Genomic DNA, 18447 nt, shown 5'->3' with positions numbered 1-18447 from the left:
TTTTTTGTGAAAAAAGTAGGGATATTAGGAGGAACATTCGATCCTCCTCATATAGGCCATCTAATCATAGCAAATGAAGTGCTGCATGCCCAAAATTTAGATGAGATTTGGTTTATGCCAAATCAAGAACCCCCACATAAAATAAAATCAGGGGATGTAACGAATATTCAGCGAGTGGAAATGTTACAATTATCCATAGAGGTTCATTCTGCCTTTCGAATCGAAACGCTGGAGTTAGACAGAGAAGGTAAATCATATACGTATGATACGATGACGCTTTTAAATGAGGCTCACCCGGATATTGACTTTTATTTTATAATTGGAGCCGATATGGTAGAATATTTGCCTGAATGGTATAAAATTGAAAAACTTATGCAAATAGTAAAATTCATTAGTGTAAACCGTCCTAAATATCAATTGGAAACAGATTACCCTGTTCAGTATGTAAAGGTTCCTGATATTAATATTTCTTCTAGTTTAATTCGTGAAAGAGTCAAGGACGGGGAAACGATTTCGTTTTTAGTAAGAGATGAAGTAAAGCGATATATTGAGGAGAACCGACTATATGAATCGTGAAGAAGCCTTACAAATAGTGAAAGAACAGATTACCGAAAAGCGTTATATTCACACAATTGGTGTAATGGAAACTGCCATTAAACTAGCGATTAAATATGGTGGAGATGCTGAAAAGGCGGAAACGGCAGCAATATTTCATGATTATGCAAAATTCCGTCAGAAGGATGAAATGAAAAAGATTATTGTAGAGCAAAATATGGATCCAAATCTTTTATTATTTCATTCTGAACTTTGGCATGCTCCAGTAGGTGCTTTTCTAGTAGAAAAAGAAGTTGGAATAAAAGATAAGGAAATACTGGATGCTATTCGATATCATACATCTGGAAGACCAGAAATGAGTATGCTAGAAAAAATAGTTTATTTAGCAGACTATATTGAACCAGGAAGAGCTTTTCCTGGTGTCGATGAGGTAAGGGAATTAGCAGAAATAGATTTTGAACGTGCTTTTTTACAAGCTGTAAAAAATACCATTATTTTTCTAATCCGAAATAATCGGGCAGTATTTCCTTTAAGTTTTGAAACATATAATAGTTATTGTATAAATACGGAGGTTGATTGAATGGATGAACGTACTTTATTATGGACTGCTGTAAAAGCAGCTGATGCAAAAAGAGCAGAAAATATTGTCGCGCTTAATATGAAAGGTATATCGCTTGTAGCAGATTATTTCGTGATTTGCCACGGTAATTCTGACAAACAAGTACAAGCTATTGCAAATGAAATCAAGGATAAATCTGGGGAACTTGGAATTTCCGTAAAAAGATTTGAAGGCTTTAATGAAGCAAAATGGATTTTAGTTGATTTAGGCGATATTATTGTTCATGTTTTCCATCGCGATGAAAGAACTTATTACAATTTAGAACGTCTTTGGGGAGATGCGCCAGTTGAGAACATTGAAAGTGTGATTAGTCAATGAGTTATCAGCAGTTTGCCTATCTTTATGATCGTTTAATGAATGATGTGCCGTATGATAAGTGGGTAGAGCTTGTAAAGAAGGCGGTAAGCGATTATAAAGTGAATGGAGCAAACCTTTTGGATTTAGCTTGTGGAACTGGTGAGTTGTCAATTCGGTTTTCACAAGCTGGGTTCCGTGTGACTGGGGTTGATTTATCAGAGGATATGCTAAGTGTAGCACAAGCAAAAACGATCGAAGCAGGTGAAGGAGTTTTTTACTTGGAGCAGGATATGTCTCGCTTAGAAGGCTTACCTGTTTTCGATCTAGTTTGCATATGCTGCGACTCTATTAATTATTTAAGAACAGAAGAAGATGTTATCAATACTTTTAAGGGTGTTTATGAGCATTTAGATGAAAACGGCCTTTTTATATTTGATGTACATTCTTTGTATAAAATGAACCAACTATTTATTAATCAAACATACGCTGTCAATGACGAGGATTTGAGCCTCATTTGGCAATGTTATGAAGGAGAAAATCCTAATAGCGTAGAGCATGATTTAAGCTTTTTTGAATTGGACGAAGAATCAGGTATGTATCATCGTTATGATGAACTCCATTTTCAACGAACCTATTCCGTTGAACAATATAGCGAATGGCTAGATTTAACTGGATTTAGTGTGGTGAAAGTCGAAGCAGATTTTTCCGAAGGGATAGAGGATCTCGCAGAACGGATTTTCTTTTACTGTAAGAAAAAAGAAATGATTAAATAAAAAATTTTAGATTTAGTGCAATAGGCCATTCTAAAATCGTTATTATAATAAAAAAGGGAAGTGCTCCGCAGATGGACCATCTCCCTTTTTTATGTTCTCGACTATTTTCAAATTTACTTGATAATAATTTGAAAGGAAAGAAGGAATTCGAATAGGTATAATAGAAAGTATTATTAGCATCAGCTATTTTTGTCCTGAAACAAGATTTCTAAGGGATCGCTGATCATCTTCATACTTAGCCTGTGTTGCCTGAAATAATTGATTAAAAGTATCTCCTAACTGACTCTCCAGTACGTTTATTCCTTCACCCGTTATTCCGCCTTTTACACACACCTTCTCCTGTAAAGTAGGTAATGTATAATAACCTTTTTTTAACAATTCTCCTAACCCAATAAGCATTTCACTAGCTAATTTTGTTGCGGTTTCTGAATCAATTTCCGTCTCGTCGACTGCCCCTTCTATAAATCTGCGAGTAAGATAACTAAAAAATGCTGGTCCACAGCTGACAATATCAGAGGCAACTCTCGTAATATTATCTTCAATTTCTAATGGAGTCGAAAAATTTTCATAGAAACTCTCTAATTGTTTTTTCCACGCATCCGTACAATTGCTTCCATAAGAAAATAAAGAGACCCCTGCTAATGCTCTATTTGTGATGCTTGGAATAATCCGTGCAACAGAGCAGCTAAAGAAAGAATCTAGTTGGTCAGGGCTTATTGGACTAGTAATAGATACAACACATTTATCCTTTGTTAAATATGGAGATATGTTCTTGGCAACTTCATACATATCATGTGGTTTTACACATAAAAAGGTAAGATCTGTTTGTTTAGCTATTTCGATATCGCTATAGCATACATTTATGTTTGGATAATCTTCCTTAATTTCTAATGCTTTGTTAATTGTTCGATTAAAGATAAATAAGTCTTCGGGGGAAATAGCATTTCCATCAATCATCGCTTCTACTAAGATTTTCCCCATATTTCCAGTACCAATCATTCCAATTTTCACTTTTTCTTCCCCCCCTATAATGAGCGGTTTCTCATATAACGATATGAAGCAACAATACAAAATATACCTGAAAGGATGATTAGTTATCATGGACTGGCTTCGAAAAAATAAAAAATTCATTCTATTTGTTTTAGGTGGGATATCCCTACTTTTGCTGTATCGTTTTTATCCTATCCTTATGCCAAAGAATGAAGAAGAATACTTCCCACAAGATGACTTATTAACTGAAAGGGGGGAGGAAATAACAGAGAGCGAGTTAGCTGAGGAAGAACCACAAGTTACGTTTATACTCGTAGATGTAAAAGGAGCAGTCAAAAATCCAGGCGTTTATGAGGCGAATGAGGGAGATCGCGTGAATGACATTATTCAAAAGGCAGGAGGGATTTTGAATAACGGTGAAAAAAATGCAGTGAACCTTGCAATGAAAGTGTCGGATGAGATGATTATTTATGTACCTTATATAGGAGAAGAGGGAGAAGTAGTTAATGACCAAGCAAGTCTCTCTGCGAATGAAGGCCTAGTAAATATTAATAAAGCGAGCGAAACGGAATTGCTTCAATTACCAGGAGTGGGTCCGTCTAAAGCGGCAGCCATTATCGAATACCGTGAACAAAATGGAGGATTTTCTACAAAGGAGGATTTAAAAAAAATAAGTGGAATTGGAGAGAAAACATATGAAAAATTAGAACCCTTTCTTACGATAAATTAAATCTCTTTCCAATTTTAAATGGTCAACAGAAAAGCGATATAGGGTAAAAGTAATCTTACATCTTTTTTGTAATTGACTGAAAACATACTTCCCGATAAACTTAATGAAGAATTGAATTATTGTATTTATCCCACTCTTAACAGGAAGTAAGACCCAATCCGCGGAAAATCAAGGAAGCTAGGTGGGGGCTAACTGCCCGTAAAGGTCCGATAAGTGCAACTAACCATCCGTAGGGGCGAGGGAAAACTCTTATTGATGGAAGTTTCTTTATTAATTTTGTTAACTTATGGGAGTGAATATAATTGGAAAGAATCTCATGGAATGAGTATTTTATGGCTCAAAGCGAATTGTTGGCTTTAAGAAGCACATGTACAAGATTGGCAGTAGGGGCAACTATTGTCCGAGACAAGCGGATAATCGCTGGAGGATATAATGGTAGTATAGCCGGTGGTGTTCATTGTATTGATGAAGGCTGCTATGTAATTGATAACCATTGTGTTCGAACCATTCATGCGGAAATGAATGCTATTTTACAATGCGCTAAATTTGGTGTTCCGACTGACGGAGCAGATATCTATGTAACACATTTTCCTTGTCTTCAATGCTGTAAAGCGATTGTACAAGCAGGTATAAAAACGGTTTATTATGAGATGGATTATAAAAATCACCCCTACGCTCTTGAGCTTTTTGAACAGGCAAATATCGCAACAGTGCAAGTGGAAAGAAAAGAGCTTGAGAAAATAGAAGAGAAAAAGGCGTTTGTAGAATCCCTTGTAAAACAATTAAAAGAAAATAATGCAGATACTGTAGAGGTAGAGGTTTTGGAAAAAAGAGCAGAAGAATTATTCTCCATAATACCTACAGCAAAGACGTCTATTTAATCTGATTTCTCCATTCTCGGTCTACAGCGGTCTCGTGAGGAGCGATGTATGATTCAATCAAGATTATTGTATTTCGCGGTGTCAGCCCTATTTGGCTTATTATGTTCATTAACACAACATATAATAGTCTATTTAATCTATTTCCTATTCGTAGGCTGGTTGTTTCTAGTAAAAAAAGCAGCAGTAAAATCAGGTGTTTTTCTGCTTTGTATTTTTCTTTTATTCCTTGTTCGGGGAAGTTATAGCTATCAGTGGAGCGGCTCGAAAATGAAGGAGGATGCTTCATCTTTTTTAATCACCTTCTTAGAGCCAGCAGACATAGACGGTGATAGATGGAGAGTAGTGGGAAAGGAAAAACAAACTGAAGAAAAATTGCTGCTTTTCTACAAAATGGAAACAGAAGAAGAAAAAATTTTGCTAGAAGCCGAGCAGGTGATAGGGAAGACTTGCCAGATTAAAGGCTCATTGTCTCTTCCCTCTTCCAAGAGAAATGAAAATGGCTTTAACTATAAACAGTACCTTGAAAACAATTCGATTTATTGGCTATTATCAATTGAAGAATTGGATCTAACAAGTTGTGTCACAGAAAGAAATGGTATTTTATTATTAAAGCAACTAAGAGAAAAAGGAACCGTTTGGATTGCAGAGCATTTTACTGATACAACTATTCCAATCGCAGAAGCGCTAATTTTTGGAGAACGTAGCATGATGGACGAAAATCTTCAAAATGCATTTCAACGCCTAGGGATTATTCATCTATTAGCTATATCTGGTTCACATGTTGTCGTTTTAGTAGGTATACTTTATTTTTTACTGATTCGTTTTGGATTAACGAAAGAATGGACTAGCACTATTTTATTACTACTTTTGCCGATTTATGCTGTTTTAACAGGATTAAGCCCATCGGTTGTAAGAGCTGTCTCCACTTCTTTCATTCTCTTAGCCATAAATAAATTTCGTCTCCCCTCTAGATTTCCGATGATTGATATAATTAGTATCGTTTTTTGTTTTTGTTTATTGATTCAGCCGCGAATGCTGTTTAGTATTGGATTTTTATTATCGTTTATCGTATGTTTTTTTCTCATTCTCTCTTCCTCACTTATTAAGGAGTATCATACCTCAACCATTAAAATGTATTTCTTTATTACGTTTATCTCCGAATATGCTGTACTTCCTATTATTTTATACTACTTTTATGAAATTCCTACATTATCATTACTAGCAAATCTTATTTTCATCCCTTTTTATACGACTATTGTTTTGCCTTATTTACTGATTCTCTTTGTTGTTTCCTTTTTGTTTCCGCAATTGTTTTCCGTCTTTTCATTCCCTTTAGATCTTCTGATAATGCTTTCTGATAGGCTGGTGTTGAAATTAGCGAGTTATCCTTTTAGCACGATCATTTTGGGAAGACCATCCTTCTTTTTTGTTTGTGTCTATAGTGTCAGTCTGCCAATGTTCTTTTATTTATACGAAAATATTTCGAAGAACTCAAGGAAATGGTTATATTGTCTTCCACTCTTGCTCATTAGTCTTCAATTCATTAACAATATCTATCCCGCTAAAGGGGAAATCACTTTTATTGATGTTGGGCAAGGGGATAGCATTCTTATTCAGTTGGCAAATAATAAGGGAACATACTTAATTGACACAGGTGGAACGGTTACATTTCCTCAGGAGGACTGGCAAAAGAGAAAAGAGCCCTTTGAAGTTGGTACAAAGACAGTTGTTCCTTTTTTAAAAAGTAAAGGAATTCATACGATTGATAAATTGATCTTAACACATGGCGATTTAGATCACATTGGGGGTGCCACAGCGATTATCGAACAATTAAAGGTAAAAGAAATCATGTATCCAAATGTAACAGAAGAACGTACTATGGAGGAAGAAAAGGTATTAAATTTTGCACAGAAGAAGCAAATCCCTATTCGTCTTATTCAAGCTGGTCATAAATGGAACGCGGGGGAAGATTTCTTTTCTGTATTGGCCCCTTTACAAAAAAAGGAACTAACGAAGAATAATGGTTCGATTGTAATTTATGCGAATATCGCTGATATTACATGGCTATTTACAGGTGATTTAGAGAAAGAAGGGGAACAAGAGGTTCTGAATAATTATCCGAATTTAAAAGATGTAGACGTTTTAAAGGTAGGACATCATGGCAGCGAAACGTCTTCTAGTAGCGAATTTATTGAGCGGCTTAAGCCGAAAATTGCTGTGATTTCTGTAGGTGAAAATAATAGATATCATCATCCTAGTAAGGAAGTGCTTTCTACTTTAAATGAGAATAAAGTAAAAGTATTTAGAACAGATGAAAATGGGGGGATTTCTTTTTATTTTTCCGAAAAAGGTGGCACATTTCATTTGCAAATTCCATAGAATATAACATAAGTGAATGGCGATAAAATGGCGATAAATAATGGGAAAATGTCATCTAAATACCTATCCAATTGGACTAAAAAATACTTATCTATATTGACATGATTCGCACAGATTTCCTTTGCTGTCAGGACTTGACACAAATAGATTTAAAGCCATTCGAGCACACTAGTAATACAAAAGTGTACCGTTACATATTAAGTATCCTAGGCCTTAGTGTGTAACGTTCATTATAGATCGAAGGAAGGTTCCTTAACTTATCATTTCTTGCTACTAGTAAATCTTGCTAAAGCGATAACACAAGCTTTATGGAAGAATTCTTTAACAAGAGAAATGGTAGAAAGAGGACCTTCTTTCTGTATTTACATAAGCTGATTTTTGATAAAAAAAGGACAATTCAAAGGAATTTCGTATATAATAATTGTTTAGTGATGAACTAAATCACAAAGGAAAAATGTTTTAGGAATGGGGAGAAGAAATGATCGAAGAATTATGGAAAAAAATAAAAAATAAAGATTTTTCTTTTGTCTATTTATTATATGGACTCGAGACTTTTCTAATAAATGAAACGAAATATTTATTATTGCAATCTTTATTAAACGAAGAGGACGAGGATTTTAATTTATCTACATATGATTTGGAGGAAACTCCGATAGAATTAGCAATAGAGGATGCAGAGACAATTCCTTTTTTTGGGGAAAGAAAAGTAATTGTATTAAATAACCCTTTTTTCTTAACAGCTGAGAAATCTAAGTCAAAGGTAGAACATAATGTAAAGAAACTGGAAGAATACTTGAAAGAACCTTCCCCGTTCACTACTATGATTTTTGTAGCTAATTATGAAAAATTAGATGAAAGAAAAAAAATAACGAAGCAGTTAAAAACGATTTCCTCTGTTTTAGAAGCGAAAAAATTAAATGAACAAGAACTGAAAAAATGGTTAAGACAACGGGCGGCATATAATCATGTAGAGATAAATGAAGACGGTTTAGATACTATTCTCAGTCTTGCTGGAACAAATTTATCCCTTTTAACAACAGAAATAGATAAAATGGCCTTATATGTGCAGGATTCAAAACTAATTACGAAAGACATTGTGGAAGAATTAGTGGCGAAATCGCTCGAGCAAAATATTTTTACGCTTGTCGATAAGGTAATCTCTAAAAAAATTGATGAAGCATTGCGCATTTATTATGATTTATTAAAGCAAAATGAAGAACCATTAAAGATTCTTTCAATCATAGCAAATCAATTCCGCTTAATCTATCAAGTGAAAGGCCTATCACAGAAAGGTTACGGGCAGCAGCAAATTGCTTCTGTGTTAAAGGTTCATCCATTTCGAGTCAAATTAGCAGCAGGACAAGCTCAGCGCTTTACAGAAGAGGAATTAACTAAATGTATCCGCCTATTTGCAGAAGGTGATTTTCAGCTGAAAACAGGTACTATGCCAAAAAATATGGTGATAGAAATGATATTGTTTCAGTTAGGACATGGGTTGTAGAAGATTGGGATTTTTAGACTTTATAGTGAAATTTTACAAGGGGATAAAATAAAAGGCATAAAAAAAGACTATCGTTTCGATAGTCTTTTTTTACTCATTATGCGTTTAAAGCATTTTTTCTTTTAGCTAAACGAGATTTTTTACGAGCAGCAGCATTTTTATGAATAAGACCTTTTGCAGCAGCTTTGTCTAACTTACTAGCAGCTTCTACAAAACTTTCATTTGCAGCAGTTGTATCATTAAGAGCAATAGCAGCTTCAGTCTTTTTAACAGCAGTACGCATTGCAGATTTAACTGTAGTGTTTTGAGCGTTACGAGCTTCACTAGTTTTCACACGTTTAATAGCAGATTTAATATTTGGCATTTACGTTCACCTCCTAAAAAGAAGCATCAAGTTCATTATTTAAACTCGATATATACATTCCTAAAAAACTTAAAGAACAAGAGATATTTTATCAAACGAGGACTAATAATGCAATACCTCATACCAATTTGCACGATATGAATTTTTTTCGGGAGAAAGGCAATGCTAGTAATACTCTTATAATTAAATCGATTGGAAGGGGATAATGATGGAGGAAAAACTAGATTTAAGCATGTATTCTATCCGTACAGACTTAGCAATTGAAGCAAAAGATTTAGCTTTACATAAACAAGGACTTGTTCAAAATGAACAGGATCAATCAAACCTTGATGGCGTAATTATCAAGGAAAAAGAAGAAAATGGAATTAAAATGTCCTATGTGGAAGTTACAGAAAAGGGCGAGGAGATTATAGGAAAAAAACGAGGGAAATATTTGACAATCGAAGTATTAGGAATAAGACAGCAAGATACAAAATTGCAGGAAAAAGTAGAGCGAGTATTTGCGAAAGAGTTTTCGCAATTTTTAAAGCTGAGCAATATAAAAGAGGATGCTTCCTGTCTAGTAGTGGGATTGGGAAACTGGAACGTTACTCCCGATGCGCTAGGGCCACAGGTTTGTGAAAATATACTAGTGACAAGACATTTATATGAATTACAGCCAGAAAGTGTAGAAGAGGGCTATCGTCCGGTATCAAGTCTAGCTCCAGGTGTGATGGGCTTAACAGGAATAGAAACGAGTGACATTATAAAAGGCGTTGTCGAAAAAACAAATCCTGATTTTGTGATTGTTATTGATGCTCTTGCATCACGTTCTATTGATCGTGTGAATTCCACTATTCAAGTTTCTGATACAGGTATTCATCCTGGGTCTGGAGTCGGAAATAAACGAAAAGAGCTTAGTGAAGAAACTCTCGGAAGACCTGTTATCGCGATTGGTGTTCCAACTGTTGTTGATGCTGTGTCGATTACAAGTGACACAATTGATTATATATTAAAGCATTTTGGAAAAGAGCTCAGAGAAGGGAATAAACCATCGAGAGCGCTGGCTCCTGCGGGCTTAAATTTTGGTGAAAGAAGAACATTGACAGATGAAGACTTACCGGAGGAACAGCATCGTAAGACATTTCTCGGCATTATCGGTACTTTGCCTGAGGAAGAAAAACGAAAGTTAATTTATGAAGTGCTATCCCCAATTGGTCATAATTTAATGGTAACACCGAAAGAAGTGGATGTTTTTATTGAAGACATGGCAAACCTACTTGCAAATGGATTAAATGCTGCCCTTCATTCAGCCATTAATCAAGACAATGTTGGTTACAATACACACTAAATAAAAGAAAAGGGTTCTACCTTTCCTAGTAACTTCATACATTTTTAATAGAGTTACTAGGAAAGGTGATTTTTGGAATTACAAACTTGATACTTAAAATAAAGGGGATTGATCAAGTTGAAACTATATACATTAGGCGCGGTAGGTATCGTTTTGTTAATGTTTATATGTGTATTATTCGGAATGCAGCAAGCAAATAGTGGAATACACAAAATGAAAGGCTATGAAGATCAAGGATTTCAAAGTGCTGTATCCATTAAAAATGAGGATGGTAATATGGAGGCATCAGTTCTTGGCCAAAATATCACAAGCCATGATTTGGATCAAAAAAAACAGCAATTAGAAGAAATAAAAGCTTTTAACTTACTGTCCAGTATTGGTAAAGGGGTAGCAGATACGATATCTTCTTTAGCGGAAAAAGGAGTTAGTCTTGTTGGAGATATAATAGAGGAAAAAGAAAAATAGAAAACTGTTTAGTAATTCATTTTACTTTTCGTTGAATCTTATTCTTCACACTGCTATAATCAAAAATAGTGTACATGCGCGATTATTGTAGGAGTGAACTAAATGAACAGAGAAGAGATGCTTAAAAGACAATCAAAAATTAGAAATTTTTCTATTATTGCACATATAGATCATGGGAAATCAACCCTAGCTGATAGAATATTAGAAAAAACAAATGCACTCACTGCACGTGAGATGAAAGATCAGCTTTTAGATTCAATGGATTTGGAAAGAGAACGCGGAATTACGATTAAACTAAACTCAGTCCAATTAAAATATCAAGCAAAAGATGGAGAAATATATACCCTTCATCTCATAGACACACCAGGACACGTGGATTTTACATATGAAGTATCACGTAGTTTGGCTGCGTGTGAAGGAGCTGTATTAGTAGTTGACGCAGCACAAGGAATTGAAGCACAGACATTAGCTAATGTTTATTTAGCAATTGATAATGATTTGGAAATAGTTCCTGTTATTAATAAAATCGACCTTCCAAGTGCTGATCCTGAGAGAGTTAGAAACGAAATTGAGGAAGTTATTGGATTAGATGCTTCAGAGGCTGTGCTTGCTTCTGCAAAAGCTGGTATTGGGATAGAAGATATACTTGAACAAGTAGTAGAAAAAGTTCCTGCGCCAGAAGGAGATCCAGAGGCACCGTTAAAAGCACTTATTTTTGATAGTTTATATGACGCTTACCGGGGTGTAGTCACTTATATTCGTGTGGTTGATGGAACAGTTAAACCAGGTGACAAAATTAAAATGATGGCAACAGGTAAAGAATTTGAAGTTATTGAAGTAGGGGTATTTACACCGAAAGCTGTTAATACCGATGAATTATCTGTTGGAGATGTAGGTTTTTTAACAGCTGCAATTAAAAATGTTGGTGATACTCGAGTAGGGGATACGATTACAAGCGCGAAGAATGGCGCAACAAAAGCATTACCAGGATATAGAAAGCTTAATCCAATGGTTTATTGTGGTTTATATCCAATAGACAGTGCAAAATTTAATGATTTACGTGAAGCATTGGAAAAATTAGAGCTGAATGATTCAGCATTGCAATTTGAACCGGAAACATCACAAGCATTAGGATTTGGCTTTCGTTGTGGTTTCTTGGGCCTACTTCATATGGAGATTATTCAAGAGCGAATTGAGCGTGAATTCAAAATTGACTTAATTACAACTGCTCCAAGTGTTATCTATGATGTTATTTTGACAGATGGAACAGAAATCAAGGTAGATAATCCATCAGCGATGCCAGATCCTCAAAAAATCGAACGAATTGAAGAACCGTACGTGAAGGCAACGATGATGGCTCCAAATGAATATGTCGGTGCCATTATGGAATTATGTCAACAAAAAAGAGGCGTATTCATCGATATGCAATATATGGATGAGACTCGCGTCAAGATTATGTATGAAATTCCATTATCCGAAATTGTTTATGATTTCTTTGACCAATTGAAATCAAATACGAGAGGATATGCTTCATTTGATTATGAACTCATTGGATATAAAACATCGACTTTAGTGAAGATGGATATTTTACTGAATTCAGAACAAGTAGATGCGCTTAGCTTTATTGTTCATAAGGATTTTGCTTACGAAAGAGGAAAAGTTATTGTGGAGAAGTTAAAGGAACTGATTCCGCGTCAGCAATTTGAGGTGCCAATCCAAGCAGCAATTGGCCAAAAGATTGTCGCTCGTTCTACCATTAAAGCAATGCGTAAAAACGTATTGGCAAAATGTTATGGTGGGGATATTTCCCGTAAGCGTAAATTGCTAGAAAAGCAAAAAGAAGGAAAAAAACGGATGAAGCAAGTTGGATCTGTTGAAGTTCCGCAAGAGGCGTTCATGGCAGTATTGCGTATGGATGATAATAATACGAAAAAGTAAAAAGGCAGAATGACATAAAAGGAGTCAATCAAAATGATGCAAGAAACTTGCTAATCATATCATTGACTGCTATAAGTAAGGGAGGTAGGTGCCAACAAGCATCACCTCTTTTCTTATTTATTCATTGAAACAAGTTGATCTTAAAACTTGTTTCATCACATAGTTAACTAATTAAAAGGTTGTGAAAAATTGATACAAGCAGCATATATCCATATTCCATTTTGTGAGCATATTTGTCACTATTGTGATTTTAATAAAGTGTTTTTAAAAGGACAGCCAGTAGATGAATACCTCGATTCTCTAGAGAAAGAAATGAAGTTAACCATTGAAAAATATGGGGAACAAAAGCTTTCTACGATTTTTGTCGGGGGAGGAACACCAACAAGTTTAACTGCACCTCAATTGGAACGACTTTGTGGAATTATTAATAGAGAACTTAAAGTTCATCCAGAAATAGAATATACCTTTGAAGCAAATCCTGGGGATTTAACAGAAGATAAATTAAAGGCTCTTTATGAGGGAGGCGTCAACCGTTTAAGTTTCGGTGTTCAATCTTTTAATAACGAGCTATTACAGAGGATTGGTAGAACTCATAAGGCTGAAGAGGTGTTTTCATCCATCGAATCTGCAAAAAAGATTGGGTTTGATAATATAAGTGTAGACTTAATTTATAGTTTGCCTGGACAAACATTGGAAGATTTTCAAGAAACCTTAAATACAGCATTTACACTAGATATCCAGCACTATTCAGGATACTCCCTGATTATAGAGCCAAAAACTGTTTTTTATAATTTGATGCGGAAGGGGAAACTACCTACACCTGGTGAAGATGTGGAAGCAAGCATGTATGGCGTATTAATGGAGGAGATGGCAAATCACGGTTTTCAACAATATGAGATTAGTAATTTTGCGAAACCTGGTTTTGAAAGTCGTCATAATCTCACATACTGGAATAATACAGAGTATTTTGGGTTTGGAGCAGGCTCACACGGTTATGTAGGTAAGAACCGATACTCTAATTATGGGCCATTAAAAAAATATATGCAGCCATTAGAACAAGGCGAGTTTCCACTTATGCACGAACACGAAGTAACAGTCGTAGAACAAATGGAAGAAGAATTATTCCTTGGATTAAGAAAAAACAAAGGGGTAAGTTTACTATCTTTTGAAGAAAAATATAATCAAAATCTATTACAGCTTTTTGATAAAGAAATAAAGGGGCTAATTAGTCGAGAGCTTATTGAAATCGAGGATGGATATTTGAGATTAACCGATAAGGGCAGATTTTTGGGGAATGAAGTTTTTCAATCCTTTATTGGAGTGCTTAAGTAATGAAGTCTCTTTATTTAGAAAGGCTGTTTTCTAAAGGATTGTTGTTTTTTCAATAGGAAAAAAGAATTAGTTGGAAAAATGGAGCAGCCGGAATATACGTAGACTCCTGTGGGATTAGCGAGACAGTCTGAGACCCCGGAGGCGAAGCTGAGGAGGCTTAAGCTTAGCCCCACGGAAAGCGAAGTGTATTCCGGCTGCGGGTAATCGCAACAAACTTTACTAAAACAGCCTTTAGAAAAGAAACCTAACTTATTTTTGGGTTTTAAAAATGTGTTGGTTGTAAAAGAAGAAATACAGAGTGGGCTGCATAAAGGTAGATAACGAAGTGTTTAACATTCTTCTTACTTGAACGGAGTGTATTTTTAGTAACTAGTAAAGAGATAAAAAGCAATTCAATGTCTAGGTTGACTAGAAGGTAAAAATTTCTTGCAGAAAAAAGGACCAAATTATTGACACAGACCCTTTGTTTTTGCTACTTTATATATAGATTTAGCACTCGTTAATAAAGAGTGCTAACAGAGGTGATTAATGTGTTAACTGATCGTCAATTATTAATATTACAAGTGATTATTGATGATTTTATTTCAACAGCACAACCCGTAGGCTCAAGGAGCTTATCGAAGAAAGAAAACATCACGTTTAGCTCCGCTACCATCCGTAATGAAATGGCTGATTTAGAGGAGTCTGGATTTATAGAAAAAACGCACTCTTCTTCAGGGCGTGTACCCTCAGAAAAGGGATATCGTTTTTATGTTGATCATCTATTATCACCACAGAAATTAAAGCGTTCAGATATTATGAGGATTAACTCATTATTTGCAGAAAAAATTTATGAATTAGAAAATATTGTGCAAAAATCTGCTAAAATATTGTCTGATTTAACAAACTATACTACTATTGTCCTTGGACCTGCCGTTAAGGAAAACAAGTTGAAGAAAATTCAAATTGTCCCTTTGAACAACCATACGGCAATCGCCATTATTGTGACAGATTCAGGCCATGTAGAGAACAGAATGTTTCATTTACCTGATTCTATCCATGCAGGGGAAATAGAGAAATTGGTTAATATTTTGAATGAACGGCTAATGGGAGTTTCAATTGACAAGCTTCATAACAAGATTTATAAGGAAGTAGCTTTCTTATTGAAACAACATATTAGTAATTATGAGTATTTTATCAACTCACTTTCAGAAACAGTGAAAATTGATACCCATGAAAAATTATTTTTTGGTGGGAAAACAAATATTTTAAGTCAACCTGAATTTCATGATATTACGAAAATAAGAAATTTATTGAATATGATTGAAAAAGAGGATGGGATTCCAGAGCTCATTCGCAATAACTCATCTGATATTAGCATTAAAATTGGAAGAGAGAATAATAACACCGCAATGGAAAATTGCAGTATTATCTCCGCTTCCTATAGTATCGGGGATGAACAAATTGGTTCAATCGCTATTCTTGGTCCAACAAGAATGGAATATTCAAGGGTTATAAGCTTATTAAATATTTTATCAAATGACCTAACAAAAGTACTTACTAATTTGTATCAAAAGTAACTTATGTGGAATATTTAAAAGGGTAGAAAATCGATTTATATAAAGACCATAAAAGATTGATAAATTTCTATCAATCAGTATGGTTTTCATTGGAATGATTCCTTTAAGGGAGGTGAAACAAGTTGGCAGAAGAAAAAACAACGAATAGTGCAGAGATGGAACAACAAGCAGCACAAGAAGACATCCAAGTAGAAGAAACAGTCGAAGAAGTATTCGAAGAGGCAGAAGCAACTCCTTCCAATGAGGAAAACACAGCTGAAGAATTAAAGGCAGCTAATGAAAAAATTGCTGTACTAGAAGCAAAATTAGAAGAAGAATCTAATCGCTATCTTCGCTTGCAAGCTGATTTTGATAATTCACGTCGCAGAGCAAGGCTTGATATGGAAACGGCTCAAACATATAGAGCACAAAGTCTTGTAATGGACTTATTACCAAACATAGATAATTTGGAAAGAGCTTTGAAAATTGAGGCTGTTGATGAACAAACACAAAGTTTATACACAGGTGTGGAAATGGTTTATCGTGGAATCCTTGAAGCTCTTAAAAAAGAAGGTGTAGAAGCTATCGAAGCGGTTGGAAATGAATTTGATCCACATCTTCATCAAGCAGTAATGCAAGAAGAAGTAGAAGGAACGGAATCTAATATCGTGGTAGAAGAGTTTCAAAAAGGGTATAAGTTAAAAGACAGAGTGATTCGACCTGCAATGGTTAAAGTAAGTCAATAAGCTTTACATATCTAAAAAATAGGAGGGAAATTTCCATGAGTAAAATTATTGGAATTGATTTAGGTACAACAAACTCTTGTGTTGCTGTACTTGAAGGTGGAGAACCAAAAGTTATCCCAAATCCAGAAGGTAATAGAACATCTCCATCTGTAGTAGCATTCAAAAATGGAGAACGTCAAGTAGGGGAAGTTGCAAAACGTCAATCTATTACAAACCCAAACACTATTATGTCTATTAAACGTCATATGGGTACAGACTATAAAGTGGAGGTAGAAGGTAAAAACTATTCTCCTCAAGAAGTTTCTGCTATTATTCTTCAATACTTAAAAGGATATGCTGAAGAGTATCTAGGCGAAAAAGTAACAAAAGCTGTTATTACAGTGCCTGCTTACTTTAATGATGCAGAACGTCAAGCAACGAAAGACGCTGGTAAAATTGCCGGTTTAGAAGTGGAACGTATCATTAACGAACCTACAGCTGCTGCATTAGCTTATGGACTTGATAAAACAGATGAAGATCAAACAATCTTAGTTTATGACCTTGGTGGAGGTACTTTTGACGTATCTATCCTTGAGCTTGGTGACGGTGTATTTGAAGTTAAATCTACAGCTGGTGATAACCGTCTAGGCGGAGATGACTTTGACCAAGTTATCATTGATTATTTAGTAGAACAATTCAAAAAAGAGAATGGTATTGATTTAAGCAAAGATAAAATGGCTCTACAACGTCTTAAAGATGCTGCAGAGAAAGCGAAAAAAGACCTTTCAGGTGTAGCTTCTACACAAATTTCTTTACCATTTATTACAGCTGGAGATGCTGGCCCACTTCACTTAGAAGTAACTTTAACTCGTGCTAAATTCGAAGAGATTTCAGCTTCACTAGTAGAACGTACAATGGGACCAACTCGTCAAGCACTTAAAGATGCTGGTCTTAGCGCTTCTGAAATTGATAAAGTTATCTTAGTAGGTGGATCAACACGTATCCCAGCAGTACAAGAAGCAATCAAAAAAGAAATCGGTAAAGAGCCTCATAAAGGGGTAAACCCTGATGAAGTAGTTGCAATGGGTGCAGCTATTCAAGGTGGCGTAATTACTGGTGATGTAAAAGATGTTGTTCTTTTAGACGTAACACCACTTTCATTAGGTATTGAAACAATGGGTGGAGTATTTACGAAGTTAATCGAGCGTAATACTACAATCCCTACATCTAAATCTCAAGTATTCTCAACTGCTGCTGATAACCAAACAGCTGTTGATATCCATGTGCTTCAAGGGGAGCGTCCAATGGCTGCAGATAATAAAACATTAGGCCGTTTCCAATTAGCTGATATTCCACCAGCACCACGTGGAATTCCACAAATCGAAGTATCATTTGATATCGATAAAAATGGTATCGTAAATGTTCGTGCGAAGGATCTTGGCACAAATAAAGAGCAAACCATTACAATTAAATCTTCTACAGGCTTATCAGATGAAGAAATTGACAAAATGGTAAGAGAAGCAGAAGAAAATGCAGAAGCTGATAAAAAGCGTAAAGAAGAAGTAGAACTACGCAATGAAGCGGATCAATTAGTTTTCACTACTGAAAAAACGTTAAAAGATTTAGAAGGTAAAGTGGACGAAGGCGAAGTAGCGAAGGCAAACGAAGCAAAAGATGCTTTAAAAGCAGCTATCGAGAAAAACGAATTAGAAGAAATTCGTGCGAAGAAAGATGCTCTTCAAGAAATCGTTCAAGCCCTTTCTATGAAATTATATGAAGAAGCTGCTCAAGCTGCACAAGGAGCACAAGGAGCAGAAGGAGCAGAAGGCGGAGCATCTGGTAAAGATGATAACGTTGTGGATGCAGAGTTTGAAGAAGTAAAAGACGATAAGTAATTGAAATAAACAATAGACGTCTAGTAAAAAGTCAAAGTCAGGTTATCTTGACTTTGACTTTTCTTTTAGAGAATAAGTTTTTAATCGATATTTAAGAAAGATAGCAATAAACTATTGTACTTTGGAAAGGCAAAA

17 protein-coding genes are annotated in these 18447 nt (G+C 35.2%); 15 read left to right on the top strand and 2 right to left on the bottom strand.

Going from position 1 to position 18447, the window contains the following annotated elements:
- Positions 1-6: 6 nt before the first annotated feature.
- The 4 genes from HHU08_RS16240 to HHU08_RS16225 are packed head-to-tail and all read left to right on the top strand — an operon-like array spanning position 7 to position 2244.
- Positions 7-576: a nicotinate-nucleotide adenylyltransferase gene (locus HHU08_RS16240; RefSeq protein ID WP_016202942.1), complete on the top strand. Its 570-nt coding sequence runs from the start codon at positions 7-9 to the stop codon at positions 574-576.
- A complete protein-coding gene (yqeK, locus tag HHU08_RS16235; RefSeq protein WP_016202943.1) occupies positions 566-1135 on the top strand; it encodes a bis(5'-nucleosyl)-tetraphosphatase (symmetrical) YqeK in 570 nt (189 codons plus the stop codon). Before HHU08_RS16240 ends, yqeK begins: the two co-directional genes overlap by 11 nt.
- Entirely contained in the window at positions 1136-1492 is a 357-nt protein-coding gene (rsfS, locus tag HHU08_RS16230) for a ribosome silencing factor (RefSeq protein ID WP_016202944.1), read from the top strand.
- Positions 1489-2244, top strand: coding sequence for a class I SAM-dependent DNA methyltransferase (locus HHU08_RS16225; protein ID WP_016202945.1), 756 nt, complete (start codon positions 1489-1491; stop codon positions 2242-2244). The genes rsfS and HHU08_RS16225 overlap by 4 nt, the downstream gene beginning before the upstream one ends.
- 183 nt (positions 2245-2427) lie before the next feature.
- Here the strand turns inward: HHU08_RS16225 and comER are convergent, their stop codons facing one another.
- A complete protein-coding gene (gene comER / locus HHU08_RS16220; protein WP_169188859.1) occupies positions 2428-3255 on the bottom strand; it encodes a late competence protein ComER in 828 nt (275 codons plus the stop codon).
- Between the two features lie 88 nt (positions 3256-3343).
- On the opposite strand from comER, the gene HHU08_RS16215 reads away from it, so the two are divergent.
- From HHU08_RS16215 to holA, 4 genes are all read left to right on the top strand, one after another.
- The gene (locus HHU08_RS16215; RefSeq protein WP_016202947.1) at positions 3344-3964 is read left to right on the top strand and encodes a helix-hairpin-helix domain-containing protein; all 621 of its coding nucleotides are present in this window, start codon (positions 3344-3346) and stop codon (positions 3962-3964) included.
- Positions 3965-4266: 302 nt separating this feature from the next.
- A complete protein-coding gene (locus tag HHU08_RS16210; RefSeq protein WP_016202948.1) occupies positions 4267-4845 on the top strand; it encodes a ComE operon protein 2 in 579 nt (192 codons plus the stop codon).
- Positions 4846-4893: 48 nt separating this feature from the next.
- Positions 4894-7224 carry a DNA internalization-related competence protein ComEC/Rec2 gene (locus HHU08_RS16205; RefSeq protein ID WP_169188858.1) on the top strand — a complete coding sequence of 777 codons (2331 nt, stop codon included), beginning with the start codon at positions 4894-4896 and terminating at the stop codon, positions 7222-7224.
- 478 nt (positions 7225-7702) lie between these two features.
- A complete protein-coding gene (holA, locus tag HHU08_RS16200; protein WP_101730804.1) occupies positions 7703-8725 on the top strand; it encodes a DNA polymerase III subunit delta in 1023 nt (340 codons plus the stop codon).
- Positions 8726-8822: 97 nt separating this feature from the next.
- Here the strand turns inward: holA and rpsT are convergent, their stop codons facing one another.
- Positions 8823-9089: a 30S ribosomal protein S20 gene (gene rpsT / locus HHU08_RS16195; protein ID WP_016202952.1), complete on the bottom strand. Its 267-nt coding sequence runs from the start codon at positions 9087-9089 to the stop codon at positions 8823-8825.
- A gap of 208 nt (positions 9090-9297) precedes the next feature.
- On the opposite strand from rpsT, the gene gpr reads away from it, so the two are divergent.
- From gpr to dnaK, 7 genes are all read left to right on the top strand, one after another.
- Positions 9298-10419: a GPR endopeptidase gene (gpr, locus tag HHU08_RS16190; RefSeq protein ID WP_101730805.1), complete on the top strand. Its 1122-nt coding sequence runs from the start codon at positions 9298-9300 to the stop codon at positions 10417-10419.
- Positions 10420-10536: 117 nt separating this feature from the next.
- Positions 10537-10884 carry a YqxA family protein gene (locus HHU08_RS16185; RefSeq protein ID WP_101730806.1) on the top strand — a complete coding sequence of 116 codons (348 nt, stop codon included), beginning with the start codon at positions 10537-10539 and terminating at the stop codon, positions 10882-10884.
- Between the two features lie 102 nt (positions 10885-10986).
- Complete coding sequence (gene lepA, locus HHU08_RS16180) at positions 10987-12822, top strand: translation elongation factor 4 (RefSeq protein ID WP_016202955.1); 1836 nt, start codon at positions 10987-10989, stop codon at positions 12820-12822.
- Positions 12823-13011: 189 nt separating this feature from the next.
- On the top strand, positions 13012-14154 hold the full coding sequence (hemW, locus tag HHU08_RS16175; RefSeq protein ID WP_016202956.1) for a radical SAM family heme chaperone HemW: 1143 nt from the start codon (positions 13012-13014) through the stop codon (positions 14152-14154).
- A 530-nt stretch (positions 14155-14684) separates the two neighbouring features.
- Positions 14685-15713: a heat-inducible transcriptional repressor HrcA gene (gene hrcA, locus HHU08_RS16170; protein WP_016202957.1), complete on the top strand. Its 1029-nt coding sequence runs from the start codon at positions 14685-14687 to the stop codon at positions 15711-15713.
- A 122-nt stretch (positions 15714-15835) separates the two neighbouring features.
- Complete coding sequence (gene grpE, locus HHU08_RS16165; protein ID WP_016202958.1) at positions 15836-16438, top strand: nucleotide exchange factor GrpE; 603 nt, start codon at positions 15836-15838, stop codon at positions 16436-16438.
- Between the two features lie 35 nt (positions 16439-16473).
- Entirely contained in the window at positions 16474-18312 is a 1839-nt protein-coding gene (gene dnaK / locus HHU08_RS16160; protein ID WP_169188857.1) for a molecular chaperone DnaK, read from the top strand.
- Positions 18313-18447 lie beyond the last annotated feature (135 nt).

Source organism: Niallia alba (assembly GCF_012933555.1).
In the GTDB taxonomy this organism is placed as follows: domain Bacteria; phylum Bacillota; class Bacilli; order Bacillales; family Cytobacillaceae; genus Niallia; species Niallia alba.
The sequence above is the reverse complement of the archived record's forward strand: the minus strand, read 5'-3'. Positions and strand labels throughout refer to the sequence as shown.

Bases quoted from the DNA above. Each gene is read 5' to 3' on its own strand.
- yqeK (WP_016202943.1), top strand. From the start codon at position 566: ATGAATCGTGAAGAAGCCTTACAAATAGTGAAAGAACAGATTACCGAA.
- rsfS (WP_016202944.1), top strand. From the start codon at position 1,136: ATGGATGAACGTACTTTATTATGGACTGCTGTAAAAGCAGCTGATGCA.
- HHU08_RS16225 (WP_016202945.1), top strand. From the start codon at position 1,489: ATGAGTTATCAGCAGTTTGCCTATCTTTATGATCGTTTAATGAATGAT.
- HHU08_RS16215 (WP_016202947.1), top strand. From the start codon at position 3,344: ATGGACTGGCTTCGAAAAAATAAAAAATTCATTCTATTTGTTTTAGGT.
- HHU08_RS16205 (WP_169188858.1), top strand. From the start codon at position 4,894: ATGATTCAATCAAGATTATTGTATTTCGCGGTGTCAGCCCTATTTGGC.
- holA (WP_101730804.1), top strand. From the start codon at position 7,703: ATGATCGAAGAATTATGGAAAAAAATAAAAAATAAAGATTTTTCTTTT.
- rpsT (WP_016202952.1), bottom strand. From the start codon at position 9,089: ATGCCAAATATTAAATCTGCTATTAAACGTGTGAAAACTAGTGAAGCT.
- gpr (WP_101730805.1), top strand. From the start codon at position 9,298: ATGGAGGAAAAACTAGATTTAAGCATGTATTCTATCCGTACAGACTTA.
- lepA (WP_016202955.1), top strand. From the start codon at position 10,987: ATGAACAGAGAAGAGATGCTTAAAAGACAATCAAAAATTAGAAATTTT.
- dnaK (WP_169188857.1), top strand. From the start codon at position 16,474: ATGAGTAAAATTATTGGAATTGATTTAGGTACAACAAACTCTTGTGTT.